This is a genomic window from Pseudomonas sp. AP19 (assembly GCF_001728855.1).
GTDB lineage: Bacteria > Pseudomonadota > Gammaproteobacteria > Pseudomonadales > Pseudomonadaceae > Aquipseudomonas > Aquipseudomonas fluorescens.
In genome coordinates, this window is record NZ_LXJP01000002.1 from 359,329 (window position 1) to 384,179 (window position 24,851).

The 24,851-nt window shown below is 59.7% G+C and carries 19 protein-coding genes; 8 read left to right on the plus strand and 11 right to left on the minus strand.

Going from position 1 to position 24,851, the window contains the following annotated elements; translation table 11 throughout:
• Nucleotides 1-69 precede the first annotated feature (69 nt).
• From rlmD to A7D21_RS03620, 5 genes are all read right to left on the minus strand, one after another.
• Nucleotides 70-1,422, minus strand: a complete 1,353-nt coding sequence (gene rlmD / locus A7D21_RS03600) for a 23S rRNA (uracil(1939)-C(5))-methyltransferase RlmD (protein WP_069551079.1) — start codon at nt 1,420-1,422, stop codon at nt 70-72.
• Nucleotides 1,422-2,324, minus strand: a complete 903-nt coding sequence (gene cysM / locus A7D21_RS03605; RefSeq protein ID WP_053257371.1) for a cysteine synthase CysM — start codon at nt 2,322-2,324, stop codon at nt 1,422-1,424. The genes rlmD and cysM overlap by 1 nt, the downstream gene beginning before the upstream one ends.
• 107 nt (nt 2,325-2,431) lie before the next feature.
• Nucleotides 2,432-8,350 (minus strand): NEL-type E3 ubiquitin ligase domain-containing protein, encoded by a 5,919-nt coding sequence (locus tag A7D21_RS03610; protein ID WP_069551080.1) that lies wholly within the window; start codon nt 8,348-8,350, stop codon nt 2,432-2,434.
• A 72-nt stretch (nt 8,351-8,422) separates the two neighbouring features.
• Nucleotides 8,423-9,013: a tRNA-uridine aminocarboxypropyltransferase gene (locus A7D21_RS03615; protein ID WP_053257373.1), complete on the minus strand. Its 591-nt coding sequence runs from the start codon at nt 9,011-9,013 to the stop codon at nt 8,423-8,425.
• Between the two features lie 5 nt (nt 9,014-9,018).
• Entirely contained in the window at nt 9,019-9,912 is an 894-nt protein-coding gene (locus tag A7D21_RS03620) for a LysR family transcriptional regulator (RefSeq protein ID WP_017134867.1), read from the minus strand.
• Nucleotides 9,913-10,061: 149 nt separating this feature from the next.
• Here A7D21_RS03620 and speB point away from each other — a divergent pair, with 149 nt between their 5' ends.
• Genes speB through A7D21_RS03640 form a run of 4 tightly spaced genes read left to right on the plus strand, consistent with a single transcriptional unit; the run spans nt 10,062 to nt 14,385 of the window.
• Nucleotides 10,062-11,012, plus strand: a complete 951-nt coding sequence (gene speB / locus A7D21_RS03625) for an agmatinase (RefSeq protein WP_053257374.1) — start codon at nt 10,062-10,064, stop codon at nt 11,010-11,012.
• Nucleotides 11,012-11,434, plus strand: coding sequence for a nuclear transport factor 2 family protein (locus A7D21_RS03630; RefSeq protein WP_069551081.1), 423 nt, complete (start codon nt 11,012-11,014; stop codon nt 11,432-11,434). Before speB ends, A7D21_RS03630 begins: the two co-directional genes overlap by 1 nt.
• Nucleotides 11,435-11,455: 21 nt before the next feature.
• Nucleotides 11,456-12,967, plus strand: coding sequence for a cytosine permease (locus A7D21_RS03635; RefSeq protein WP_069551082.1), 1,512 nt, complete (start codon nt 11,456-11,458; stop codon nt 12,965-12,967).
• Between the two features lie 35 nt (nt 12,968-13,002).
• The gene (locus tag A7D21_RS03640; RefSeq protein WP_053257377.1) at nt 13,003-14,385 is read left to right on the plus strand and encodes a sodium:solute symporter; all 1,383 of its coding nucleotides are present in this window, start codon (nt 13,003-13,005) and stop codon (nt 14,383-14,385) included.
• Between the two features lie 100 nt (nt 14,386-14,485).
• Here the strand turns inward: A7D21_RS03640 and A7D21_RS03645 are convergent, their stop codons facing one another.
• The 3 genes from A7D21_RS03645 to A7D21_RS03650 all read right to left on the minus strand — a co-directional run bounded on the left by A7D21_RS03645 (nt 14,486) and on the right by A7D21_RS03650 (nt 18,253).
• The gene (locus A7D21_RS03645; protein WP_069551083.1) at nt 14,486-16,567 is read right to left on the minus strand and encodes an FAD-dependent oxidoreductase; all 2,082 of its coding nucleotides are present in this window, start codon (nt 16,565-16,567) and stop codon (nt 14,486-14,488) included.
• A 527-nt stretch (nt 16,568-17,094) separates the two neighbouring features.
• Nucleotides 17,095-17,217: a PA1414 family protein gene (locus tag A7D21_RS36120; RefSeq protein WP_003193089.1), complete on the minus strand. Its 123-nt coding sequence runs from the start codon at nt 17,215-17,217 to the stop codon at nt 17,095-17,097.
• A gap of 142 nt (nt 17,218-17,359) precedes the next feature.
• Nucleotides 17,360-18,253 (minus strand): LysR family transcriptional regulator, encoded by an 894-nt coding sequence (locus tag A7D21_RS03650; protein ID WP_069551084.1) that lies wholly within the window; start codon nt 18,251-18,253, stop codon nt 17,360-17,362.
• Nucleotides 18,254-18,356: 103 nt separating this feature from the next.
• Here A7D21_RS03650 and A7D21_RS03655 point away from each other — a divergent pair, with 103 nt between their 5' ends.
• Nucleotides 18,357-19,577, plus strand: a complete 1,221-nt coding sequence (locus tag A7D21_RS03655; RefSeq protein WP_069551085.1) for an MFS transporter — start codon at nt 18,357-18,359, stop codon at nt 19,575-19,577.
• Here A7D21_RS03655 and A7D21_RS03660 read toward each other — a convergent pair.
• The 3 genes from A7D21_RS03660 to A7D21_RS03670 form a co-directional block, all read right to left on the minus strand.
• Nucleotides 19,489-20,931, minus strand: a complete 1,443-nt coding sequence (locus A7D21_RS03660) for an NCS1 family nucleobase:cation symporter-1 (RefSeq protein ID WP_069551086.1) — start codon at nt 20,929-20,931, stop codon at nt 19,489-19,491. The two genes, A7D21_RS03655 and A7D21_RS03660, sit on opposite strands and share 89 nt — an antisense overlap.
• A gap of 198 nt (nt 20,932-21,129) precedes the next feature.
• The gene (locus tag A7D21_RS03665) at nt 21,130-21,528 is read right to left on the minus strand and encodes a DUF2177 family protein (RefSeq protein WP_053257382.1); all 399 of its coding nucleotides are present in this window, start codon (nt 21,526-21,528) and stop codon (nt 21,130-21,132) included.
• A 52-nt stretch (nt 21,529-21,580) separates the two neighbouring features.
• Complete coding sequence (locus A7D21_RS03670) at nt 21,581-22,417, minus strand: S1 RNA-binding domain-containing protein (protein ID WP_069551087.1); 837 nt, start codon at nt 22,415-22,417, stop codon at nt 21,581-21,583.
• Nucleotides 22,418-22,739: 322 nt separating this feature from the next.
• Between A7D21_RS03670 and A7D21_RS03675 the strand changes: the two genes are divergently transcribed.
• The 3 genes from A7D21_RS03675 to A7D21_RS03685 all read left to right on the plus strand — a co-directional run bounded on the left by A7D21_RS03675 (nt 22,740) and on the right by A7D21_RS03685 (nt 24,786).
• A complete protein-coding gene (locus A7D21_RS03675) occupies nt 22,740-22,919 on the plus strand; it encodes a hypothetical protein (protein WP_003193095.1) in 180 nt (59 codons plus the stop codon).
• A 208-nt stretch (nt 22,920-23,127) separates the two neighbouring features.
• The gene (locus A7D21_RS03680; protein ID WP_053257384.1) at nt 23,128-23,850 is read left to right on the plus strand and encodes a TorF family putative porin; all 723 of its coding nucleotides are present in this window, start codon (nt 23,128-23,130) and stop codon (nt 23,848-23,850) included.
• Between the two features lie 66 nt (nt 23,851-23,916).
• Nucleotides 23,917-24,786 (plus strand): DUF6279 family lipoprotein, encoded by an 870-nt coding sequence (locus A7D21_RS03685; protein ID WP_069551113.1) that lies wholly within the window; start codon nt 23,917-23,919, stop codon nt 24,784-24,786.
• The last annotated feature ends 65 nt before the right edge of the window (nt 24,787-24,851 follow it).

Consider the following 24,851-nt stretch of genomic DNA (forward strand, 5'->3'; position numbering starts at 1 on the left):
AGGCTACGTACTACTCCCTGACAGGTCACGGCCCAGGAGACGACAGGCCGGTCGGATTAAACGGGCATCCTAGCCCGCTTCAAATAACGCCATGGCCTCGACATGAGCTGTCTGTGGAAACATGTCGAGGATCCCGGCACGTTTTAGCCGGTAGCCCTGCTTGACCAACTCAACCGTGTCCCGCGCCAGCGTGGCCGGATTGCAGGACACATACACCAAGCGCTTGGCGCCCAGCGTGGCGAGCTTGCGCACAACCTCCAGGGCACCATCACGGGGTGGGTCCAAGAGTACCGCAGAAAAGCCCTGTTTGGCCCACTCTGCGTCAGTCAAAGGCTGGGACAAATCGGCCTGAAAAAACTGCACATTATGCAAATTGTTGCTGACGGCATTCTGTGCCGCCCGATCGACCATGGTCTGCACGCCTTCTACCGCAACCACTTCGCGCACCTGACGCGCCAGTGGCAAGGCGAAATTGCCCAGCCCACAAAACAGGTCCAGCACCCGATCGTCGGGCTGTGGCGCCAGCCATTCCAGGGCTTGCGCGACCATCGCTTCGTTCACACCGGCATTCACCTGCACAAAGTCGCCGGGCCGATAGGCCAGCGCCAATTCCCACTGCTCCAGCCGATAGCCCAGCGCGGTATCAGCCTCGACCGGTTCCGGCTGGCCCTCGCCATGCAGCCATAATTGGGCTTCATGGAAGGCGCAAAATTCGTTCAACACCTGCAGGTCCGCCTCGGACAGCGGCGCCATGTGCCGCAGCAGCACGGCAATGGAGGAGCCACTGAACAATTCCACGTGCCCCAACGCCTGGGGTTTGCTCAGGCGGCGCAGCATATTCGGCAAACGCTGCATGATCGGTTGCAAGGCCTGTACCAGCACCGGGCAATCATCGATGGCGACGATGTCCTGGCTGGCCACGGCGCGAAAACCCACTTCGAGTTTTTTCGCCTTGGCATCCCAGCGCACTGCGACGCGAGCGCGGCGGCGGTAACCGAATTCCGGCCCACTCAAAGGGGCCGCCCACTCTTGCGGTTCGACACCGGCCACGCGGGACAGTTGCTCGGCGAGCATGCGCTGCTTCAGGGCGAGTTGTTCGTCGTGGGGCAAGTGCTGCACGCTGCAACCACCGCAGCGGCCGAAGTGCATGCACGGCGCCGGGCGGCGCAACTCACTGGCCTTGAACACGCGCTCGGTACGGGCCTCGACCACTTTACCGTGGGTGCCCAGTACTCGCGCTTCGACTTCTTCGCCAGCCAGCGCGCCATTCACGAACCAGGTACGCCCTTCAAAAAACACAATGCCCCGGCCGTCATTGGCCAGGCGCTCGATGCTCAGGCGCTGCTTCTTGCCCACCGGAATCTGCGGGGCCCGGCTGCCGCCGGTCGGTTGGAAGCGCAGGCCTCTCTCATGCTTGGCCATCAGTTGGGTTCGTCAAAAATGCCGGTCGACAGGTAACGGTCGCCTCGGTCACAGATGATCGCGACGATCACCGCGTTTTGCACTTCTTTGGACAAGCGCAACATACCGGCCACGGCGCCACCGGAAGACACGCCGCAGAAGATGCCTTCTTCACGTGCCAGGCGGCGGGTGGTGTCTTCGGCTTCACGCTGGGCCATGTCGATGATGCGGTCCACGCGCGTCGCGTTGTAGATCTTCGGCAGGTACTCTTCGGGCCAACGGCGAATGCCGGGGATAGCCGCACCTTCCATCGGTTGCAGACCGACGATCTGAATCGCCGGGTTCTGCTCCTTGAGGTAGCGCGAGTTGCCCATGATGGTGCCAGTCGTGCCCATGGAGCTGACGAAATGGGTGATGGTGCCCTGGGTCTGGCGCCAGATTTCCGGGCCGGTGCTGGTGTAGTGCGCCTCGGGGTTATCGCCGTTGGCAAACTGGTCCAGCACCACGCCACGGCCTTCGGCGGCCATGCGCTCGGCGAGGTCACGCGCGCCTTCCATGCCTTCTTCCTGGGTAACCAGGATCAGCTGGGCGCCGTAGGCGGTCATGGCCGCCTTGCGCTCGGCGCTGCCGTTGTCGGGCATGATCAACACCATCTTGTAGCCTTTGATCGCCGCGGCCATGGCCAGGGCGATTCCGGTGTTACCCGAGGTGGCTTCGATCAGGGTGTCGCCGGGCTTGATCTGCCCGCGCAGCTCGGCGCGGGTGATCATCGACAGCGCCGGGCGGTCCTTGACGGAACCGGCCGGGTTGTTCCCTTCGAGCTTGAGCAACAGGGTATTGCTGGTTTCACCCGCCATGCGTTGCAAGCGGACCAGGGGCGTGTTGCCGACGCAATCGGCGATTGTAGGGTACTGCAAGGTCATGGCGTATTCGCAATCCAGACTGCGGGGGCGAACATCATACCGGGAAAGGCCGGCGGGCCATATCACGCAAAGTGCGGTGTTTATGGCTAAAAGGCATAAGCCTTTAATCAGGCGATTTCCAAGGAGGTCCACTCCGTCGCAGTCAACTCACCGATCAGGTTGGTCCTGGCTTTGCGCATTAGCACGGCAAGGGTTTCAAGATAGTTTTTATACTCCCCTTCGCTCATGTCTTCATTGCCCACTTTACCGGTGGCCAGTTCCAGCGCACGCCGGTACTGCCTGAGCGCGGCCTCAAAACGCTGCGGGTACTTGCGTTCCAGAAACTCCTCCCAATATTCCTCAACCACGAGTCTCTGCGGCCAATTGAAGTCCACCTCTTCACGCACAATACGCTCACGTAATGCATTCACGGAGTTGGCGTCTGGTACGGAGGCCTTCGTATCAAACCGCCCAGGCAGTGCAATGGGCAAGTCCAGACCAGAGGCCAGGGCGATTCGATAGGCAAGGATTCGAGCGCAGGTCTCTGGGCCGGACGGCTGAGCAACTGCCATTAGGTGATGACCAATGGAATCCAGCCGTCGCTTGGCTCGGAAGTAATTCACAAAGTCCGCGCCGGCAGCGTCCACGTTTGCGGCGAGCATCTGCACCGGCAACATAGCCAGTTCGATGTCGTTGAGGCACAACAGCCAACCGTCTATGCCCCCGTACATAAAGCGCAAAGGCTCCTCAAACAGGATCTGTTTCAAGCGGCCATTGTGATTGGCCCCCTCAATCACCTGCCAGACGCGCTGCGTAACGGCCTGGCGCAGGGCTTGGTGCTCCGGGGCAATCAGCGGTGCGTAAGAAGACAGGTTCCACAACAGGCCGAAAAAGCGATCCGCCATCTGCTCACCCGCCAACAGCGCCCATTCAGCCCGCCATCGCGACACTTCACTGAGTGGGACGGGCACCAACCAGCGCTCAACCGATGGCCGCGGGAGTGCACCGTCGCGCCACAGGCCAAAGTCGATGTTCTGATAGCGCGGCTGTGCCCGGTAGCCGCCGAGCAGTTGCAAAGTCGCCTGGGAAAGTGCGTTGCCATGCAGGTTCATAGCGCGGTGCACGCTTTCATGAAGATAGAGATCAGACGCGGTCAGCACCTTGATAAGGTTGTCGCGCAGATCAAAGATCCGCAGGCTTCGCAGGGTCACCGCCCCTTTTGGCAACAGGTCTATCTGTGTATTCCTGAGCAGTAGCACTGCCAGGGCCTCCAGCCCATACAGGCTGAGCCGTTTGCCCCTGCCCAAGGGGTTGCGAGACAGGTCCAGACCGGTCAGGCGCGTCAGGGCTTGCAGCTGCTGCACATCGCCTAAATCGGGGCGGATAAGGTTGTTCGACACACTCAACCGCTGCAAATGCTGAAGCTCCGACAATTTTTCGGGCACATGCACCAAACGATTACCGTCGAGCAGCAGTGTATGCAGCGCCGGAAACTGCCTGAAAAAGTCACTCGGCAAGGTTTGCAAGCGGTTGTTTCTCAGGCTCAGTTGCTTCACATGACCAAAGTGCGCGCTCATCAGAGGCAGGCTATCCAGGGCCAAATCGTCCAGGTAAAGCTCGAACATCACCCCTTGAGTGGAATCCTCTTTACGCCAGCACCGCCGAATGCGCTCAGCCGCCTCGCTGCGTGCAGCGTGCTGAGCCGCCTCACCCTCTTGCGCAGACCAACGCTCAAGCACCCCATTCAAGGCATCCCGCTCCCTGAACAAGGTATTGATCGCCTCCTCTCGCTCACGGACGGAATCACTCAGGTCCGCCAGTAGGTCAAACACCTCTTGATCGGTTTTAACCGGAAACAACTGACGCATGCGCGCTACTTGCTCGCGATCCGTCGGCCCCAGGTGTTCACCGCCACTCAGCGGATAACCAATCCTCCCGTCAGCCAAGCGTCGTGGTGGGTTGAACCATAGGGGCGAGCCTATGCCAAGGGGTGTGTCCGCCAACTCCCCCTCAGCGCCCTGCAGATGACCAATCTCCTGCATCAACTCTTCAAGCCCGCCCGCATGGGTGTAGCCAAACGCCTGGCGTTCAAGGGGCGGCAGCGCGCCGAGTAAAACAGTCAGGAAAGCCCCCGGCGCTCCCAGCGTTCGCCGGTCGCCGTTCGGTAGCGGCAGGTACGCTTGATAGTGACCGGCCGTCGGCTCCAGCAGGCGTTTGAGTACCCCATCGATTGGGCCGATGCTGTCGATCCGTTGCCCCCGCTCCCACACTTCTACCCGCACGTGCTGCGGCCAACCCGCGATAGCCGGCAATGCATGCAGGATCAACTTCGCGCTGTCTTCATTCATCGCGGCGGGCAAGTACACGCCTTCCAAAGCCCTGGCCCTGCGCAACTGCTTGAGCCACCAACGAATGCAAGGGGAAAGGCTGAGGGGTACGCGGCCAGACGTCAGGCGCTTCACCTCATCAGGCGAGGCTTGATGCACCAGGCTCTCGGCGACGGCCGCGGTCAGGCCGGGGAAATCACGCTGCAGCACTTGCGCCAAGGGGTCGCTCGACGGCGCGCGCTTCTGGCACAGCGCCTTGAAAAAAAGCCGTTCCATCTGAGGCTTATCTATTTCGACCTTGGACTCCAGCACCGTGATTTGATCGGCACGAGACGCTCCCGCCCTCCCGACCAGCGCGTCGGCGGCCTCAGTCCCGACCTCAGCGAGCACTTGATGGTAAAAGTCGCGCCCAAGCTCCACACCCGCCTTCACCCGCTGCTGAACGTTGAAACGCTCGACGGTCTCCAGCAGCAACACCGGTGCGCGCTCATTACGCACATGCACCCGCCGTAGAACCTGCGGTGTCACCCCGCTGATTTGCTGTATCTGCCCAATGGCATCCGGCGACAACGCGCGCGCCAGTGGCCCGAGGCGATAAAACGGCTTCAGCCCCTCCCAGCTCAGCGGCGTTTCCCATTCATGACGCCAGGCGCCGGCGCCGTTATGGGCCAACACCGGTGTGTAGGCGTCATTCAACGACGGATGCTCAGCCCGCCATGACAATGCGGGCGCAGCTTGGGCGAGCTTGAAATATTCACCCTCCAGGAACAGGTAACGATCCTTCCCCTTGTGGTAAAGCCCAAGCGCGTCGGGCGCGATGGCAATGCGCGAGGTATCGACGGTATGCACATACTGCGAAAAATCACGCCGGCTGGGATAAAACGAACCATCGGGCGCGCGGTTATGCAACATGGCCTGCGCAAGCCTATAACGGAATTCGCTGATGGCCTGTTGCGCATTCGCCCCCAGTGCAGACAGATCAAGGTCGGCTATCTGGCTGACGACAGCCGCATAAAAACTGTCGGCGCCGGTCAGTGTCTCGCCCAGGCGCGCCTGATGATGGTTGTAAGGTGCGAAGCGCCCTTGCCCATGATCAATGACGACCAGCGTCCGATCCTTAGCCCCGCGCGAAACATAAGGCACGGCTTGCTGAGCAGGGCTGGTGACCACCCTTTGGCCGCTAACGCTATGCAGCACGTCGCCCGCATATTCTGCGGCCCAATTCTGCGTCTGCCGGTTGAACCGACGTGGATGGAAGAGACCGTCGATGATCGCCTCTCGGCGTGCCGTGTTACGGGCATCACGCAACGCGCTGTGGAGCGCTTCGGGTTGCCGTTGGGAGCGCAGGAGCTGTGTGTGCTGATGCGGCGATAACGGATGTTCGCGCAACGCTGCCACTAAGCGCTCCCGGCTCAATTTCGGGTGCAGGGTCTGTAACTGCGTAATCACCGCCGGGGTGGGACCCTGATCCCCGATGATGTCCGGCAACAGCTTGCGCACAGGTGCCCTGGCGCCACTCGCCATCGCCCGACTGAACTGTGGGAACTGCGTGAGCGCGTCAAACAAATCGAATGTCAGGCGTTTGGCCAGCGCCGACAACTGCTGGCGAAGCAGCAGCTCCCCACCGGCAAAAATCGTCGGCAACAACCCTGCGATGGCTTGGGGTAAATGGGCGGTGAGGCGGCGCGGCGTGGCGTAGGCAAATTGAACGTTTTCCAACACCGTCACCGCCACCACCGCAGTGGTGGGTTGCGCTGGATCCTTGCTGTAGCGATGGGTCTCTTGGCCTTGATGGTTTCGAATGCTCAACGCCGTGTCCACCGGCCAGTCGCCTAATTGGGTGAGCAAGGGCGCCATGACTTCAATGGCCTCCACCGGCGCCGGGCGACCAGGGTCAGCTTCTTGCGCAACCCACTTGATCAGCCTGTCGGCCCGCAACCGCTGTACGGCATCGACCAGAGAGGCCGGCGCAGGCGCACCGTCCCACACCTCGTTCAAGGTGTGTCGTGAAGTGGCGCTTGAGTCGAGCACAGACTGCAGTTCCCGAGTGGTCATATCCCGGGAGCCGAGCATTCTTTCCAGCAATTGGGGGCTTGTAAGGGATTGATGATCGGGAGCAGCGCCGCGCGGTTGCGAGAGGTGTTGATAGATGCGCTGATGGCGACGCCTCACGCTTTTGGCCAGCCGGGTATGCAACCGGCCACTGATCAGTAAATCGGCCAAATCAACAAAACCTTGCAACAGCGCCCCAGGATCACCTCGCAACGCTTGGGAGCCGCCCTCGACCAGTGCCTTTTCCAACGCGACGAACATCGCAAAATTGCGTATTCGCCCCAATCCCTTCAACGCCCCCGGCACCGGGATCAGTAGCAAGCTGATCACCTCATTGATCACGGTCTGTGCCAGCTCAATGAGCGTCGACATGAAACCCGCCGTTTCGTTGGCCAGTTCCTGCAGGCTGTCTCGACTGCGCCTGATGTAGACATCCTTCAGACTGACGACAGGCACCTTTTGCACCACGTTGCGCACATAGCCGATCTTTTCAACATTGCTGAGGGTAGGAATGGATTTTGCCAACCGATAAAGCAGCCGGGCGTGCCATTCAAGGTCGGGAGGTGGCGGTGTGATTGCAGCGATTTGCTTGAGCCGCGCGCAGTCACGCAATGACATGATCTGATACAGCCACTCGACCTTGCCCTGGCGGTAGAAGCCATGGAACGCCACATGAAACTCCTCGCAGGCCTCGCGGTGACTGTCATGATGACGTAGCGAGCCACCGGGCCGGTTCGGGAAGAAACTGAAGGCACCTTTGCATCCCTCGACAGCAAAAACGATATGGGGAACCTTCAGGCTGTCACCCGGAGGCGGGCCGATATAGAGCCCCGTCAGGCCGATTGTTTGAGGCAACCAGCTGGTGTTGTCCACACCGTGGGGCACATATAGAAGCATTTCCTCAACACGTCCCCAGCTCGCCTCGCCGGCCAATGCGCGTTTCACATGCTGGTATTTGTCCCTGTCGACGCGACTGGCCGTGGTGTTTTTCAAAGCCTCTATCAACGCAAACTCGAACTCGGCAGTGGCCGTTTCCAGGAGATGCTGGCCCAGCGGATTGTTGGCCTGCAGCGCCTGTTCCAGATGCCGTTTGAGGCGCCGCCCGATATCGAGCCGGCGTATCAGGGTAATGAAATCGCCGGCAGTCGTTTTGACCCCTTCATCCAGATAACTGGCATCGGCCAAGCCAGTCCGCCCGGGGAAACTCCAGCCGGTCAGACCGTCATAGTTTATGCAGGCGGCGTCCCACAGCTTGAGGCTGGCGATCTTCTCTACCCCGTCCGCCCCCTGGGCCGCGCGCCGGAAACGCTCTGTCGTTTGAACATAGCGCGTATGAATACTCGTAACCGCGGGGTCGATATCCTGGCCGGTCAGGGCTTTCAACTCGGCACGCAACTGCGCCTTCGCCTCCTGCTCAAACGCTTGAGTAAGCTCGCGAATGCACAGTTCAGAGGCTTTTTGAGTATCAATACAAGCCCTCTGCAGGCGCACGTACTCAAGCTTTTCCGCTTCATCGAGCGCACCGAAAAACTCGCCGAGTTCCTCGCGTATAGCGTCCAGGGCTTGTAAGGCTGACCACTCCTGCCCCGCCATCAGAGGCCCTTGCTGCGCGGCCATGAATGCGGACAACTCGTCCTGCGGCGCACTGCTGGTAATCGGTTCGACCATTTCCGTATTCCTGAAAAGGTCAGCCTACCCCCGTCGCCGTCAGTCATTCCGGTAGCTATATAACGCCTTGCGTCAGCCGTGATTTTTCTCGAAAACCGCAGGCCCCATTGCCGCAATCTGGCCTTCGATCAATGCGTCGAAGGGCTTGAGCAAGGCTTCAAATGAAGTCGGCGCTTCCAGTACCTGCAACGCCTGCACGATGGCTTCTACCGTCGACAAGGCGCCTGGGCCTGGGGCCTTGCGCAGCCTGTAGCGGGAAACGCCACCCTCGGCCAACGTCACGCGCGGCAATGCCGCCAGCAACGGGTTGAGGTGCAAAAGCTTGCGCGCCTTGCGCCAGGTGCCGTCGGGCACCACCAGCAACAGCGGCTGATCGCCAGGCGTATAACCTTGCAAAGGCTGGGCATCGTCAGCCGGGAACAACAGCCGAGCCTGATAACCCGGCGGGTTCAACAACGTGGCCAGGTCTTCAAACACCTCGCCCACAACCAACTGCGCATTGTTCAACCCCAACGCCGCCAGCCGGGCGGTATTGAGCGCGTGGTTGACCTCGCTCGGGTGTTGCAACAGCAACACGCGGGTGCGGCTGTCGAGGCTCGGGATCAGCGGGCACAGGCAATGGGTGATGGGCCTGAGGCACCGGGAACACTGGGGTCTGGACATGGTTTTCAGGCCTGATTGAGCTGCGCTTTGAGTAGATCGCGGAAGGTCTGGATCAGCGGCTCGCGGCTACGCCCTCGGCGCATGATCATCGAGAACGGCGCCTGGTAGCCGAAGGTTGCCGGCAGCAATACGCGCAGGTCGCCCTTGTCGGCCCAGGCCTGGGCGTAGTGCTCGGGCAGGTAGCCAATGTAAGCGCCGGAGAGCACCAGAATCAGCTGCGCCTCCATACTTTCCACGGTCGCCGCGCTGTGTTTGAAACCATGCCGCGCCAGTTCGGCCTGGCTCCAGTAACCGCGACCGACCATGCGTTGCTGGGTAATCACTTGTTCGGGGATTCGCCGTTCGTTGAATAACGGGTGTCGCGTGCTGCAATACAGCCAATGCTGCTCGCGGTACAGCGGCATGTAGATCAACCCGCTCATACGGTTGGAGAAGGCGCCGATGGCCAAGTCCAGGCGGTTGTCCTGCACGCCCAGCTGCAATTCGTAAGGGCTCATCACCGACAAATGCAAATGCACGGCCGGGTGTTCCAGGCTGTAGGCGCCAATGACTTCGGCGAACGGCAACGCCTTGTCGCTGACAGTGGAGTCGAGCACCCCAAGCTTGAGTGTGCCGCGCAACTCGCCTTTGAGCGCGGCGGCGTATTGCTCGAAGCCTTCGAGCTCGCCGAGCAGGCGCAAGGTTTCCTGATGGAACAGCTCGCCCTTGCTGGTCAGGCTGAACCCGCCACGCCCGCGATGGCACAACACCAGCCCCAACGCTGACTCCAGCTGACTCATATACGTGCTGATGGCCGATGTCGACAGGTTGAGTTCGTGCTGGGCGTTGGCGAACCCCTGATGGCGCACGACGCTGACGAAAATGCGCAGGAGTTTCAGGTCGGGCAAGGCGTTGGCCATGGTCGGCTCCGATGTTTGATCGCAGCAGTCTACCTGCCCGCATTAGTTTAGAAAAATCTGAACTAAGTATTTGCGCCTGCCGATTCTTCCTGCCCCGGGCTTTTCGCAGAATCGGCCCCTAATAAACAAAACAATGATGAGGCAATCCCGTGGACAAGATTTTCCACCAACCACTGGGCGGCAACGAAATGCCGCGCTTCGCCGGCATCGCCACCATGATGCGACTGCCCCACCTGCAAACGGCCAAAGGCCTGGACGCGGCCTTTATCGGCGTGCCCCTGGACATCGGCACCTCGCTGCGCGCCGGCACCCGTTTCGGGCCGCGTGAGATCCGTGCCGAATCGGTGATGATTCGCCCTTACAACATGGCCACCGGCGCCGCGCCATTCGATTCGTTATCGGTGGCGGACATTGGCGACGTGGCGATCAACACCTTCAACCTGCTCGACGCCGTGCGCATCATCGAGGAAGCCTACGACGAGATTCTTGAGCACAATGTGATCCCGCTGACGCTGGGCGGCGACCACACCATCACCCTGCCGATCCTGCGGGCGATCCACAAGAAACACGGCAAGGTCGGGCTGGTGCATATCGATGCCCACGCCGACGTCAACGACCATATGTTCGGCGAGAAAATTGCCCACGGCACCACCTTCCGCCGCGCGGTGGAAGAAGGCTTGCTCGATTGCGACCGCGTGGTGCAGATCGGCCTGCGTGCCCAGGGCTACACCGCCGAAGACTTCAACTGGAGCCGCAAACAGGGGTTTCGTGTGGTCCAGGCCGAAGAATGCTGGCACCACTCTCTCGCGCCACTGATGGCCGAAGTGCGTGAAAAAGTCGGCGGCGGCCCGGTGTACCTCAGCTTCGACATCGACGGCATCGACCCGGCCTGGGCGCCCGGCACCGGCACCCCGGAAATCGGCGGGCTGACCACCATCCAGGCGATCGAGATCATCCGTGGCTGCCAGGGCCTCGACCTGATTGGTTGCGATCTGGTAGAAGTTTCGCCGCCCTACGACACCACCGGCAACACCTCGCTGCTGGGTGCCAACCTGCTGTACGAGATGCTCTGCGTACTGCCCGGCGTGGCGCATCGTTGATGAGCGCGCAAGCCGTGCTGAAAGCCGCGGCCGACCTGGTGTCGGCCTTCGCGCGCAATGACCGCGCCGCCTATTTCGGCGCGTTCACCGCCGATGCCAGCTTTGTGTTTTACACCCTCCCCCAGCCGCTGCTCAGCCGCGATGCCTACCAGATGTTGTGGGACCGCTGGCGTCGGGACGAGGGGTTTGAGGTGCTGTCCTGCACCTCAAGCAACGCCTTTGTCAGCCTGCAGGGCGACGTGGCGGTATTGATTCATGACGTGGCCACCGAGCTGCGCATGAACGGGGAGCAATTTTTTAGCCAGGAGCGCGAGACCATTGTCTTCACACGGCAAGGGCTGCGCACAGAACAACAAGAAGGCCTGTGGCTGGCCTGTCACGAACATTTGTCCGCTATGCCGGAAGGGCTGCCGCCCCATTAGCCAATGTGATCGGAGCTGATCATGAATAATAAAAACAACGAAAACAGTATTCGCAAAATAGAAACCAACGGGGTCGAACAGATCCCGGACCACGAACGCAGCGCCAGCCCCAAGGATCTGTTCCGACTGATCTTTGGCGGTGCCAATACCTTTGCCACCGCCGTGCTGGGCGCATTTCCGGTGCTGTTTGGCCTCTCTTTCCAGGCCGGCGTCTGGGCGATTGTGCTGGGCGTGCTGGTGGGCGCGCTGATCCTGGCGCCGATGGGCTTGTTCGGGCCAATCAACGGCACTAATAACGCGGTGTCTTCCGGTGCGCACTTTGGTGTGCACGGGCGGATTGTTGGCTCGTTTCTGTCGCTGCTGACGGCGATTGCCTTCTTCTCACTGTCGGTGTGGAGTTCAGGCGATGCACTGGTCGGTGGTGCGAAACGTCTGATCGGCCTGCCGGAAAACGACTTGACCCTGGGCCTGGCGTACGGCGTGTTCGCCATGCTCGTACTCACCGTGTGCATCTACGGCTTTCGCTTCATGCTGTGGGTTAACCGCATTGCGGTATGGGCGGCAAGCCTGCTGTTCCTGCTGGGGATCTTCGCCTTTGCACCGGCGTTCGATAGCCACTTCGCCGGCACGGTCGCCCTGGGCCAGACCGGTTTCTGGGCCGCGTTCATCGGCGCAGCACTGGTGGCCATGAGCAATCCGATTTCCTTCGGCGCGTTCCTCGGTGACTGGTCGCGCTACATCCCGCGTGAAACACCGAAAATGCGCATCATGCTGGCCGTGGTTGCCGCCCAGATCGCCACCTTGATCCCGTTCCTGTTCGGCCTCGCCACCGCGACCATCGTGGCAATCAAGGCGCCGGACTACATCGCGGCCAACAACTACGTCGGCGGGCTGCTGGCAGTCGCGCCCAGCTGGTTCTTCCTGCCGGTGTGCCTGATTGCGGTAATCGGCGGCATGTCCACGGGCACCACGTCGCTGTATGGCACGGGGCTGGACATGTCCAGCGTGTTCCCGCGCCTGCTGTCACGGGTCAAGGCCACGTTGCTGATCGGGGTGATGTCGATTGCCTTCATCTTCATCGGACGTTTCGCCGCCAACCTGGTGCAAAGCGTGTCGACCTTTGCCGTGCTGATCATCACCTGCACCACACCGTGGATGGTGATGATGATCATCGGCCTGATCGTGCGCCGAGGCTTCTACTGCACGGATGACCTGCAGGTGTTTACCCGCGGGGAAACCGGCGGCCGCTACTGGTTCAGCCATGGCTGGAACTGGCGTGGGCTGGGCGCCTGGATCCCGAGTGCGGTGGTGGGCCTGTGCTTCGTCAACCTGCCGGGGCAGTTTGTCGGGCCATTGGGCAACCTCGCCGATGGCATCGACATCAGCTTGCCGGTGACGCTGGGGCTGGCCTCGGTGGTGTACCTGAGCTTGCTTCGCATGTTCCCGGAACCGGCGGCCGTCTACGGCCCAGCCGACCCTCGCAGCAAGCGCACGGATGCGCGCGTTAAACCGGCGCTGCAACCAGCCGCCTGATCGCCCATAAAAACGATAATCGGAGACCCGCCGTCATGGCTTTGGATTTATTCGTCGTACTCATCTACGCCGCCGGCATGCTCGTGCTCGGCTATTACGGCATGCGCCGCGCGAAAACCCACGAAGACTACCTGGTCGCCGGTCGCAACCTGGGCCCGTCGCTGTACATGGGCACCATGGCTGCCACCGTGCTGGGCGGTGCATCCACCGTCGGCACGGTGCGCCTGGGGTATGTGCACGGTATTTCCGGCTTCTGGCTCTGCGCCGCGCTGGGCGCCGGGATCATTGCGCTGAACCTGTTCCTGGCCAAACCGTTGCTGAAGCTGAAGATCTTCACCGTTACCCAGGTGCTGGAAAAACGCTACAACCCCATGGCCCGCCAAGCGAGTGCGGTGATCATGCTGGCCTACGCGCTGATGATTGGCGTGACCTCGATCCTGGCCATCGGCACCGTGCTGCAAGTGTTGTTCGGCCTGCCGTTCTGGGTGTCGGTGCTGTTGGGCGGTGGCGTGGTGGTGGTGTATTCGACCATCGGCGGCATGTGGTCGCTGACCCTGACCGACATCGTGCAATTCGTGATCAAGACCGTCGGCCTGATGTTTATCCTGCTGCCGATCTGCCTGTACCGCGTCGGCGGCTGGGATCAACTGGTGGCCCAGTTGCCTGCGTCGAATTTCAGCTTCACCGAAATCGGCTGGGACACGATCATCACCTACTTCATGATCTACTTTTTCGGCATCCTGATCGGCCAGGACATCTGGCAACGGGTGTTCACCGCCCGTGACGAAAAGGTCGCCCAGTACGCAGGAACGTTCGCCGGCTTCTACTGCATCCTGTACGGCCTGGCGTGCGCGTTAATTGGGATGGCCGCGCATGTGCTGCTGCCGAACCTGGACAACGTCAACAACGCGTTTGCCGCCATCGTCAAAGCGTCGTTGCCGGATGGCATTCGCGGCCTGGTGATTGCCGCCGCACTGGCCGCGATGATGTCCACCGCCAGCGCCGGCCTGCTTGCAGCGTCGACGGTATTGACCGAAGACCTGCTGCCGCGCTTGCGCGGTGGCAAGCAGTCCAGCCTGAAGATCAACCGTCTGTTCACGATGTTGACGGGGATTGCCGTGCTGGGAATCGCACTGGTGGTCAATGATGTCATCAGCGCCCTGACCCTGGCCTACAACCTGCTGGTGGGCGGTATGCTGGTCCCGCTGATGGGCGCAATTTTCTGGAAGCGGGCAACAACCTCGGGGGCTATTGCGTCGATGACCCTGGGCTTCCTGACCGCGCTGGTGTTTATGTTCAAGGACGGGTTGGATGCGAACACGCCGATCTACTACAGCCTGGCGGCAGGGCTGGTGAGTTTTGTCGTGGTGAGTGTGTTGTCGCCACGGCCGGACGCATCGGTGGCTCGCGCGGTTTGAGCTATAAAGCAACTTAGCGCCGTTTCTTCAGCGGGTGCGACGTCGGATGTCGCACCCGTTTTTTTATGGTTCAACGCTCAACTTTTAGCTATCCCAGCCTTCACGCCAGCGCTCTTGCACGGATGAGCTCCTGGACCAAAGAGGCCCATACCAGTCCCTGCGTTGTGCCTGCGGCATACGTTGCCCCGGCCACTATTCGATTGTATGCGGACCAGTAAACGATTGAGAGTCCATCGGCAGTGCCAGGCCTGGCACATTCGATAACGTGCAGGTCGCCACGTTCGATTGCCCTGCGGTAGGCCTCTGGAAAGTGCCGAGCAACAGCGGCCAGACAGGCCGCCAGTATTGACGCCTTATTCTCCGGTGAAGAATCGGGCGGCACTTGCCCGCCGGAAATCAGAATGAAATCCCCGTCCAAGCGGCAATTCATCACGCCGATTGGCAGGTCGTATTGCAGCTTGAGCCCGCGCAGGTCGGCACCTTCATTACCCACCGCGCGCAGCTTGAAAAACCAGCCAATGATCGCGACCGCCTCCAGCTCTTCTACGCCCATGGCAGTGACGACGAAGTGTTCTCGGCTCAGATCAGCAATTTGAATCGGGTTGAGGCGCTGGGGCAGGAACTGAACCCCCGAGCGCTGCAACAGTGCCTCGACTTCATCCTTGAGATGTACAAATTCCAGATCGTAACCCGATACCTCAATCGCTCGACCGATTCCAGGGATTGCGTAACGTGCCTGAAATTGCAGTTGATTGATCTGTGCAAGTTCACCTCCCGGCTTGCCACTCGGCCAGGGCCTGTTTTCAATATCGCGCTGCTCACGGATCGTATCCTCTATGCCAGCGGCGTCGTGCCGATAAGCTCGCACAATCCGCGACCGCGCAAATCGTGCCAGGGAGGGGTTGTCGGCCAGGAGCTTTTCAAACAACTCGATGCCTGCGCGATTGCACTCGACAGCCAAATACTGATTACCGGGCGTTAGATAATCGTTATTGAGCAGCTTTGCAGTGGTCTCCGTTGCGGAAAGATGGCGCATGTTCACCTGCTTATGGCTCGCGCCATCGCGCTGCTGATTCCCTCCGTATACCGTGACCTGATAATTGGCCAGGCGAAGCATCACGGCTTGGAGAAGGCCGTTGATACCTCTGCCGACGATCGACACGCGCGGCGCACCGGCATGCACCGGCTGAGGGGGGATCGTCAGTGACTGTGCAAGTTTGCGCCTGACCAGGCCATGCAGGGCGATCAGGCTCAGTTGCACCGCGACTGCATAGTCAAGGTCGCGATGACAGGCTTCGGTGGTTGCAGCCTGTGTAGTCAGTGTCGCCGGTTTGCACCACGTGGAGACACTACACCCGAGCGCCTGTGTGCGAATCCGAAATGCCTCCAATGTTGCAGGCCCATAGTCCAATACGAGCTGCATGTCTGGCGCCGTTGCCAGGGTCTGCAAAGCAGCATCGCTAAAGACATCCGGTTTGGCGATACAGACCAGGCGAGCCTGTTTGTGCAGGCACTGGATCAGGGCTCGATCAATACGATGAACGGTTTCGTCATTCAGGGATACGCAGAGGGCGACAGCAGAAGCCCCGTTCAGCGCCTCAAGCCAGTCTACGCAAAACGACACTCTGGAATCGGAGCAGGTGTTGCCGAGAGTGTCTGGCATTCGACCGAATCGACTCAGCACCTTAATCCGAACATCCGGGTCTCGATCAAGTAACAACTTGACCAACGCCTTTCCCACATTGCCGTAGCCCAGCACACAGACTTCACGGGGTATGGAGCCATCGGCCATGGTCAGCCAGCGTGCGAGATACGCAGCCACATGCGGTGCGTTGACCCCGGGCGTATTAACCACTCGAATATTATTGGAGTGGCAAAGGTCCAGGTGCACCTTATCCAGACTCGTACCTCTGCGGACCAGATAGAGTTCCCCAAAAGGGTGGGATGTACGCCATTGGTCAATGACATCTGCATCGATAGTGTGGTCAGCGACAATGAGTATGGATGGCCGCAGGAGCGCGATCTGTAAGAGCAGAACTTGCTTGGTTAATGTTGCTGGGAAGAACACTACGTTGTGAGGGGCGTCAGCCCGCCAACCTTTCGACACCGGTGCGATATGTAAAATAATCTCGGTGGTGGCGATGAGCGACGTAGTAACTGGCGGAACGGAAGAGAGCCGCATAGCTTGTCTCCGACAATTCTGACCTGGCGCCTCGAGCGTCTGGATCTTCACAGGTAAAAAACCTGTGAAGTTTGCTATTCATGCTTGGGTACTTTTCAGGAGAGGGTAGAAACGCAAAAGATCCAAACCCTTCCCTGTCGGAAATCAACCTACGCCTATGTTTAGAACGAGATAAGCCAGCCGTTTCTGATAGCTAGGCAGTCCAATTCCTACACATAAACGCAATGCCGAACTGACAAGCGAGCATTGGACGATTGTGTAAATCACTCTGGCGGTTGGATTGGCGAATGTGTTGTCGCGCCGGCAGCCGTGTCGGTGGCGCCGGCGACTAGGGGGATAGGGGATTTAGAGTGATTTCTACCGCAGGCGCGCCGTCGGATGTCGCACCCAGTTTCTTTGCATTGCGCAAAAAAACTGTGGGAGCGGTCTCACTCGCGAATGCAGGGTACAAGTCAACTTTTTACCGACTGATACACCGGATTCGCGAGCAAGCCCGCTCCCACATTTAAACTGAATCAGCCGTACGCTTAGCGGCGACGTGGACGGCGCTGCTCGTCATCCGTGCGAATCGGCACCGGTTGCAGCGGGGGCTCAATCAGGCCCAGCGCAACGCCGAGGTCATGGAGCCAGTTCTGGATTTTCTCTTTCATGGTTGCCCCCTTTGCGGGTAATGCGGGTCGGCGGGAATTCTGTCGCCTTTTCCTACAGTGATAGTAGCTCTAAGTCCTACGTAATGCTTGAACGAAACCACAACGAACTATTACTGAATTGATCCAAATCAGTCCGGATCGTTCAGGCAATGGCGCGCGCGTCCTGCAAAAACCCGGTTTGACCTGCCTGTTGCAGGTCAATCCACGCATTGAGGTTAGCGCCGAGCATACCCTTTCGCCACATCAGCCAGGTGGTGGCAGTAGCAAAAGGCCCTGTCAGCGGATGAACGGACACGCTGTCCTTGCCTGGCAAGCTGTCGAGCATGGATTCGGACATCAATGCCACACCGGAGCCTGCGATCACACAGGCGAGCATGCCTTGGTAGGACTCGATCTCAATCGCCCTGCCCATGGCCACCCGCTCGTGGGAAAACCACGTCTCCAGGCGTGTGCGGTAGGCGCAACTGCGTCGGAAAGTGAACACCGAGCGGCCGGCAACATCCTGGGGCCCGCGTACCGGCGGATGATCGGCTTCGCAAATGATCACCAGGCGTTCTTCGCACAGCGGCACCCCGTCCAACGTGGCAATGGTCAGCGGGCCATCCACCAACGCCGCATCCAAGCGCCCGGTAATCAGGCCTTCCAGCAGTTCACCACTGGGCGCCGACTGCACTTGCAGGTTCACCATGGGATAAGCCTTGTGATAGCGCGCCAGCAATTTTGGCAAATGAATGGCGGCGGTGCTGTACATGCTGCCCAACACAAAATCGCCGGCCGGCTGACCGCCTTGAACCGCGCCATAGGCCTCATCGTGCAGCGCGATCAGACGGGTGCTGTAGTCCAACAACACTTTGCCAGCCGGAGAAAGCTGCAACCGCTGACGCTCGCGAACAAACAGTTCCACACCGAGCTGCTCTTCCATTTGCTTGAGCCGCGTCGACAGGTTCGACGGCACCCGGTGCAGGCGCTCGGCCGCACGGGTGATGGAGCCCTCTTCCGCCACGGCCTGGAAAATGCGCAATTGACTGAACTCCATACCTTTCTCCAAAACTGAACAAGTTACTCACTATTATTCATTTTTACAGAAAGTCAATCCGCTTTAGCCTGAAGGTCTTCGCTTGCGTGCAGGAAACCTGAACATGTCACCGCTGATTCGCTTACTCGCCAGCTTTATCGCCTTGATGATGGCCATGGGCATTGGCCGTTTCGCCCTCACCCCGCAAATGCCGCATTTACTCAGCGAGGGGCAGATCGACCTGACCGGCGCCGGGCTGATTGCTGCTGCCAACTACCTCGGCTACTTCGTCGGTGCGGTGGATTCGATGTTTGCCCGCAGCCATCATCATGTGCGCGGGCGCCTGTATGGCGGGCTGTGGTTGTGCGTACTGCTGACGCTGGCGTCGTATTGGGCGCAGGGGTTCTGGCCCCATCTGCTGCTGCGCTTCGGAACGGGCGTCGCGAGTGCCTGGGCGCTGGTGATGATTACCAGTTTAAGCCAGCCGCTGGCGATTGACGCCGGGCGCCCACGCCTGGGGGCCTTGGTGTTTGCCGGGCCGGGGCTGGGGATTGTGCTGACCGGTTTGCTGGCCCTGGGTTCGAACCTGCTGGGGCAAAGCTCTGCCACATTGTGGCTCGTCTATGGCATGGTGGCACTGGTCATGCTGCTGGCAATCCTGCCGTTCTTGCCTCAACCGACGACGACGGTTGCACCGACTTCCACCCGCACGGGCAGCAACGAAAGCATCGTGCATTTGTGCTGGATTTATTGCCTGTACGGTCTGGGCTACATCATCCCGGCGACCTTTCTGTCGCAGATGGCCAGCGCGCAATTCCAAGGGGCGTGGCAAGCCGATCTGTTCTGGCCGTGCTTCGGCCTCGCTGCCGCAATCGGGGTCGTGGTGGTGAGCTTGCGCCGCCATCACCCACACACCACCCGTCGTTGGCTGATGACAACCCTGTGGCTGCAAGCGGCCGGCGTGTTCGCCTGCTTACTCGGCAACGGCTGGGGCCTGGCCCTGGGGGTGTTGTTGTGCGGGACGCCGTTCCTGGCGTGCATGATGCTGGTGATGAAGCGTTTGCGGGACGTCGCGCCCCACGGCTACCCACGCAGCACCGGCTTGTTGACAGCGAGCTTCGCCATCGGCCAATTGGGCGGGCCGCTGCTGGCCTCGGTGAGCAGTCATCTGAGCGGCGGCCTGCAACCGGCCCTGGTGATTGCAGGTACAGGTCTGTTGGTGGCGGGCGCGGTGTTACTGCGCCCTGCCACTGCTGTCAGCCAGCAACCATCGGCGCGGGTACGCGAACCTGTTCTCGCCGCGCCAGGATCAGGAAAAACAGCCCACCCAGAAAGCAACCGGTAAACCAGGCAAAGTTGGCCATGCCCTGCAACGCCGGGGTGAAGGTGATCGCGACGCCCACCAGCGTCGCCGGTAGCAGCGCTTTGACCGCCGTCCAGTTCACGCCACCATCGAAGTAATAGCGCCCGCTCGGGCTGTCATCGAACAACGCATCCACATCGATTTTCTGTTTTTTGACCCAATAGAAATCCACCAACAGGATTCCGAACAGCGGCCCGATGAAGGCGGCGAGGATATCCAGGGTGTAGTGGATCATCAGCGGGTTGTTGAACAGGTTCCACGGTGTGATAAAGATCGAGGCCACTGCGGCGATCATGCCACCGGCACGCCAGCTGATTTTGCTCGGCGCGACGTTGGCGAAGTCAAACGCCGGTGACACGAAGTTGGCGACGATATTGATGCCGATGGTCGCCGTCACAAAGGCAAAGGCACCGAGCAACACAGCCATGCTGTTGTCGATGCGCGAAACGGTGGCAATCGGGTCGTGCAGCATTTCGCCAAACACCGGCAAGGTGCCCGAAACGATCACGACCGTCACCAGCGAGAATGCCAGGAAGTTCACCGGCAACCCCCAGAAATTGCCGCGGCGCACGTCCTGCATGCTGCGGCAGTAGCGGCTGAAATCACCGAAATTCAGCGTAGGCCCGGAGAAGTAAGACACCACCAGCGCCGTCGCCACAATGACCTGGCCAACCGCCTGCCAGCCCGACAAGGATTTTTCCGCAAGGGTAAAGCTGATATTCGCCCAGCCCGCCTTCCACACAATCCAGCCGGCCAGGGCAAACATCACCGCATAGACCACCGGGCCCGCCCAGTCGATAAAGCGGCGGATGGATTCCATGCCGGCCCAGAACACGGCAGCCTGCAACACCCATAAGCTGAGGAAACCAAACCAGCCCAAGTAGGACAAGCCTGCGAAATGCGGTTCTGCATACACCGCCATTTGAGGGAAGAAGCGCAGCACTACGATGATCAAGGCGCTCGACGCCAAGTACGTTTGAATCCCGTACCACGCCACCGCGATCAGACCGCGAATCACCGCCGGTATGTTTGCGCCGAACACACCAAAAGCCAGCCGGCAGATAACCGGGTACGGCACCGCAGCTTGCTGGCTCGGCCTGGCTACCAGGTTGGCGATCAATTGCACAATGCAAATACCCGCGAGCAAGGCGATCAGCACCTGCCAGCTGGCCAGCCCAAGGGCGAACAGGCTGGCGGCGAATACATAGCCGCCGACGCTGTGCACGTCGCTCATCCAAAAGGCGAAAATGTTGTACCACGTCCATTTTTGCGGCAGTGGGCCCAAGTCCTGGTTGTACAGGCGCGGGCTGTAGCCTTTGGGCAATTGTTCGGTCATCGCTTGGCTCCTCGAAATACCGGCCTGCGCTCCCGTAACAGGGTGCATACGGGAGGCGGCATGGTTTGTATACGAGGCATTCAGCAGAATGCGTGCCAATGGCACACAATCCCCTTGAAACTATGTTCCAAAGGGCTTCACAACCATTTAAAGACGGGGATTACGCTCAGCAACGGTGCACATGAATCCTGTACACAATCAATCGCGCACCCGATGTGCACACAGATAGCCGACAGTGCAGCACGCGGCCGTCAGAAACGTACCCCAGGCCATGTCCATGATCGCCAGGCCTGCGGACCAGCCTTGCAACGTGGCCCAATTGCTCAAATCGTAGGTGCCATAGGCGACCAACCCCAGTAAGGCACCGAGGCGCGCAGCACGCTGCCAACTGCCGCTTGGCAGGACGACAAACACCACGCAACCGCTGACATAAAGCAGATAGAACAACACGGCGGGCAACAGACGGGGCTGATCAAGCATCAGCGAACCCAGCAGGGACTTGTAGGTCGGGCCCATGAGGACGCCGAGCCAGAGGCCGTCGAGCACCAGGAAAGCCAGCAAGGTGCCGAGATAGGCGAACAACGATTTTTTGGACATTCACACCACCTCTGCAGGAGCACATTTGCTCCTACAGAAGAGCAAACCACCTTTAGCTTAGTTCAATGCGATCGGCATGAATCACGATCTGACCCTGCTTGTAGAGCGCACCAATGGCCTTCTTGAAGTTGCCTTTGCTGACGCCGAACAAGTTGCTGATCACCGCCGGGTCGCTTTTATCGCTGACCGGCAAGGTGCCGTTGTTTTCACGCAATTTGGCGAGGATCTTCGAGTTCAGGCTGGAGGCGGCTTCCTGGCCGACCGGCTGCAGACTCAGGCTGATGTTGCCATCGGCACGAATCTCTTTGATAAAGCCTTTCTCTTCCTTGCCCGGGCGCAGGAACTTGAACACTTCGTTCTTGTGGATCAGGCCCCAGTGCTTGTTGTTGATGATCGCCTTGAAGCCCATGTCCGTGGCTTCAGCCACCAGCAGGTCGACTTCCTGGCCTACCTCGTAGTTGGCAGGCGTCTTGTCCAGGTAGCGGTCCAGCCGCGCAGTGGCGGTAATGCGCTTGGTGTGCTTGTCGAGGTAGACATGCACGACACAGTATTCCCCGGCGGTCAGCTGACGTTTTTCTTCCGAATACGGCAGCAATAGGTCCTTGGGCAAACCCCAGTCAAGGAATACGCCGATACTGTTGACTTCCACTACTTTCAAACTGGCAAATTCGCCGACTTGAACTTTCGGCTTCTCAGTCGTCGCGATAAGTTTGTCATCGCTGTCCAGATAAATGAAAACGTTAAGCCAGTCTTCATCTTCACTGGGAATATCTTTTGGGATATACCGATTGGGCAAGAGGATTTCGCCATCTTGCGCACCGTCCAGGTACAAACCAAAGTTAGTGTGTTTAACCACTTGCAAGCTGTTGTAGCGCCCGACTAAAGCCATTTCCAAATACCCTCGTTACGTGGGCAGCATTCTACCCGAGTTGCGCTCGGCACGCGCGCCCGCCTGAAAAATCAAGGGCTGGCGTGGCGTTTTACTGGCAGCGCTCCGCTCGTCAGATCAGTCAATTCAATTTTACCGGCGACGAGTGCCCATCCGCCCTATGGTTTCCAGTTAAAACAGTAAGTTAGCGGGTTATTTCAACGCCCAACTTCGGCTGAATATGAGCGCCTCGCTTATTCCCGGGGGATATTTACCAAGCAATTGTCAAGTATTTCCTGTACGATGCCTGGCCAAGTTAATTTTCTACAGGTTAGTGGCCGCCATGCGCGTAAAAGCATCCAACAGCAAAGCAAAGCCAGCTCCAGCCGTTGAAACCAGCGAATCGATCAACAGCCAGATTGCTGCGTTCCTCAAGTCCGGCGGCGAAATCCAGCAAATTGCCAAGGGCGTGAGCGGCCAGACTTTCGGCCCGTCCAAGCAGATCAGCCTGGGCAAGAAGTAACACCCGCGCATTACACCTGGTCCCTAAGCGTCTTGTCTTCAAGGCGCTAGGACTAGAGCCCGAGACACCCTCTCTGCATCACACAGTATTGCGCTAATCGACGAACGGGGCTCACCGCCCAGCTTTCGCCGGTATGCTTGCACACGTCTAGTACGGGCATCTGCCCGATTCCCCCTGTCACTGCTCCTCGCTTTTCATGGAGTGAAGCTTGCTCAAGCCCTGCTTTTTTCTGATCGTTGCCCTTGCGGCCAGCCCCCTTGCGCAGGCGCAGATATTTCAGCGCGAACTAGGCGACTTCGACCTGAAATTGGGCACCACGCCAAGTCGCAGCATGGCTCAGGGCCTGGTCAAACCCACCTCGCCCGGTAGCGATTCGTTCCACGGCGGGCTGGACCTGAGCCACGACAGCGGTCTGTATTTCGGCCAATTTTCACCGAACATGGGGCTTTCATCCGCCAACAACCTCGAAGTCGATTCCTACCTGGGCTTCAAACATCCCTTCGACCAAACCCTGGGCTACGAAGTGGGCATGATCCACTACAGCTACCCCAAGCTCAGCCCTCTGGACAGCCAGGAGTTCTATGGCGGCCTGAACCTGCTGGGCAATCGCTTCGGCGTCTCCTTCAGCAACGACCCGGATCGCCAGGACAGCACGCTCTTTGCCGATCTGGGCGGCACGCAACCGTTCGGCATCGGCGTCAGCATGAAGTACACCACTCATCAACTGGGCACCCCGGCCTCGGTGGAAAGCGGTTCCATCAGCAGCTTCAGCGACTGGTCGGTACAGTTCTCCCGCGCCTGGAAAGGCGTCGACCTGGACTTGATCTACAGCGACTCCAGCCTCAGCGGTGGGAGCTGCTCAGCCTACTCAGGACATAATTCGCAATGCGATGGGCTGTTGACCTTGAAGGCCGCGCGGTCGTTTTATTGATGGGCTGAACTGTCGCGCCCAGCGCAGGTTCACATGCATGAACCCCATCTGCACAAGGACCTGCCCATGCTGCGTCGGCTCAAACTTCTGGTGGTACTGCTGACCTTGAGCCTGGTACTCGCCGGCTGCAATCGTGTTGGCCTCGCCTACCGAAACCTGGACGTGATTATCCCCTGGACCCTCAGCGACTACCTGGACATGAATGCCGGGCAGAAGAGCTGGTTCAACGACACCCTCAAGCAACACCTGGCCTGGCACTGCACCACGCAATTGCCAGGCTACCTGGATTGGCTTGATCGCCTGCAACAGATGGTCGACAACAACCAGGTCACCGATGCCGCGCTGCAGGCCCGCACCGTCGAAGCCAAGCAGGCGATTGCCGAGGTGGCGCAAGAAATCACACCGTCGGCCATCCAATTGCTTCAAGGCCTGGATGATCAGCAGGTCAAGGACATGAGCGACGCCCTCGCCAAAGACCTGCGTAAGCGCCAGGATGAATACCTTAAGCCGCCACTGGAACAGCAGATCAAAGAGCGCGCCCGACGCATGAGCAAGCGCCTGGACGCCTGGATGGGCCCGCTCAGTGCGAGCCAGCAGAGTCGAGTCACCGCTTGGTCCATTAGCCTCGGTGAGCAAAACGAGCAGTGGATCGGCAACCGCGCCCGTTGGCAGGCGCAATTTATCGCCGCGGTGCAACAGCGTCAGAGCGCGGACTTCCCACAGAAGATGCAGCAGCTATTGATGGCTCGAGAAAGCCTGTGGACCGCGCAATACAAGGTCGCCTATGCCCAGACGGAAACGGCGGCGCGCAGCCTGATTGTCGACCTGATGGCCGAAAGCACGGTGCAGCAGCGCATTAAGCTGACGCAGAAAATTGAGGGTGTGCGTAGCGATTTCAAGGCACTTAAATGCCTAAAGGCCGTCGGCAATACCTGATCTGCATACAACCCAATGGGGGAGCGGGCTTGCCCGCTCCCACAGGGTCATACAGCGCCTGTTAA

Coding starts and splice junctions, on each gene's coding strand:
- A7D21_RS03645 (WP_069551083.1), bottom strand. CDS start 16,567: ATGCGGCTCTCTTCCGTTCCGCCAGTTACTACGTCGCTCATCGCCACC.
- A7D21_RS36120 (WP_003193089.1), bottom strand. CDS start 17,217: ATGAAAGAGAAAATCCAGAACTGGCTCCATGACCTCGGCGTTGCGCTG.
- A7D21_RS03615 (WP_053257373.1), bottom strand. CDS start 9,013: ATGTCCAGACCCCAGTGTTCCCGGTGCCTCAGGCCCATCACCCATTGC.
- A7D21_RS03610 (WP_069551080.1), bottom strand. CDS start 8,350: ATGGTCGAACCGATTACCAGCAGTGCGCCGCAGGACGAGTTGTCCGCA.
- A7D21_RS03685 (WP_069551113.1), top strand. CDS start 23,917: ATGCTGCGTCGGCTCAAACTTCTGGTGGTACTGCTGACCTTGAGCCTG.
- A7D21_RS03650 (WP_069551084.1), bottom strand. CDS start 18,253: ATGGAGTTCAGTCAATTGCGCATTTTCCAGGCCGTGGCGGAAGAGGGC.
- A7D21_RS03670 (WP_069551087.1), bottom strand. CDS start 22,417: ATGGCTTTAGTCGGGCGCTACAACAGCTTGCAAGTGGTTAAACACACT.
- A7D21_RS03655 (WP_069551085.1), top strand. CDS start 18,357: ATGTCACCGCTGATTCGCTTACTCGCCAGCTTTATCGCCTTGATGATG.
- A7D21_RS03630 (WP_069551081.1), top strand. CDS start 11,012: ATGAGCGCGCAAGCCGTGCTGAAAGCCGCGGCCGACCTGGTGTCGGCC.
- A7D21_RS03675 (WP_003193095.1), top strand. CDS start 22,740: ATGCGCGTAAAAGCATCCAACAGCAAAGCAAAGCCAGCTCCAGCCGTT.
- A7D21_RS03635 (WP_069551082.1), top strand. CDS start 11,456: ATGAATAATAAAAACAACGAAAACAGTATTCGCAAAATAGAAACCAAC.
- rlmD (WP_069551079.1), bottom strand. CDS start 1,422: ATGGCCAAGCATGAGAGAGGCCTGCGCTTCCAACCGACCGGCGGCAGC.
- A7D21_RS03660 (WP_069551086.1), bottom strand. CDS start 20,931: ATGACCGAACAATTGCCCAAAGGCTACAGCCCGCGCCTGTACAACCAG.
- A7D21_RS03665 (WP_053257382.1), bottom strand. CDS start 21,528: ATGTCCAAAAAATCGTTGTTCGCCTATCTCGGCACCTTGCTGGCTTTC.
- A7D21_RS03620 (WP_017134867.1), bottom strand. CDS start 9,912: ATGGCCAACGCCTTGCCCGACCTGAAACTCCTGCGCATTTTCGTCAGC.
- cysM (WP_053257371.1), bottom strand. CDS start 2,324: ATGACCTTGCAGTACCCTACAATCGCCGATTGCGTCGGCAACACGCCC.
- A7D21_RS03640 (WP_053257377.1), top strand. CDS start 13,003: ATGGCTTTGGATTTATTCGTCGTACTCATCTACGCCGCCGGCATGCTC.